The 1,074-nt window shown below is 67.1% G+C and carries 1 pseudogene; it reads right to left on the minus strand.

Features of this window, described 5'->3' with window-relative positions:
* Window positions 1-31: 31 nt before the first annotated feature.
* Window positions 32-1,005 (minus strand): annotated as a pseudogene (locus tag AOQ53_RS41975) (IS5 family transposase).
* Between the last annotated feature and the right edge of the window lie 69 nt (window positions 1,006-1,074).

A 1,074-nucleotide genomic window follows, 5' to 3' on the forward strand; every position in this document is an offset into this window, starting at 1 on the left:
TAGGGCGCGTCTCTAGTTGTGATCATCAGGTTTACAGAAGGCTGCCGATCCAGATGGTGGCTGCGCGGAGATGAAGTCCGGCCAGGTAGCTCTCGGGCGTCTTGTCGTAGCGGGTGGCGATGCCTCGCCAGTCCTTCATCCTGTTGATGGCCCGCTCGATGGTGTTGCGGTCACGGTAGAGGCCGGTGTCGTAGGTGACGGGCCTGCCGCCCTGGCTGCCCTTCTTCCTGCGGTTGGCGACCTGGTCCCTCTTCTCCGGGATGACCGCTTTGATGCGGCGTTTGCGCAGGTGGGCGCGGTTGGCGCGGGAGGAGTAGGCCTTGTCGCCGGCCACGGCGGCCGGTCGGGTGCGAGGACGGCCGACTGGCAGGCGGACCCGTAACTTGTTCAGGACCGGGATGAACTGGGGGCTGTCGGCGGCCTGACCGGCGGTCAGGACCAGCGCCATCGGCCGGCAGCGCCGGTCGGCGGCCAGGTGGATTTTGCTGGTCAGTCCGCCGCGGGACCGGCCGAGCAGGGCGGCCTTCAGCCGGGCTCGCCGTCTTCGGCGGATGCGTCGCCGTTCGGCCTGGACCGGATCGTTTTCGCCGTCTGGCCCGCCTTGTCCCTGGGACGCTCCCCCTTTTGAGAGGCCGCATCCTCGAGCGCGGCCAGGGTCTCCTCGCTAACCCGCATGCCAGCCGCATCGTGATGAGCCCGCGTGGTGGTGGAATCAACGCTGACCAGGGACATGTCGATCTCGTCCCTGCGGGCGGCCTCGGCGATCGCCTCTTCCAGAAGGGTCTGGAAGACGCCCGCGTCCCGCCATCGCATGAAGCGGTTGTAGACCGTCTGCCAGGCGCCGAACCGCTCGGGCATCTCTCGCCACTGGCTGCCCGTGCGGAACCGCCAGATCACCCCCTCGAACTGCTCACGCAGCCGCTCAGGGTACGGGCCGAACCTGCCTACCGGCAGGAACTGCTCGATGAACTCCCACTCATCGTCGGTCAGTTGCGCACGTGTCACACCAGAGTCCTACCGGACCGACACCGCGCCCGGGGGCCATAACCAGGAATTGATCACAACTGAAGACAG

It is taken from the genome of Streptomyces azureus (genome assembly GCF_001270025.1).
Taxonomy (GTDB): Bacteria; Actinomycetota; Actinomycetes; order Streptomycetales; family Streptomycetaceae; genus Streptomyces; species Streptomyces azureus.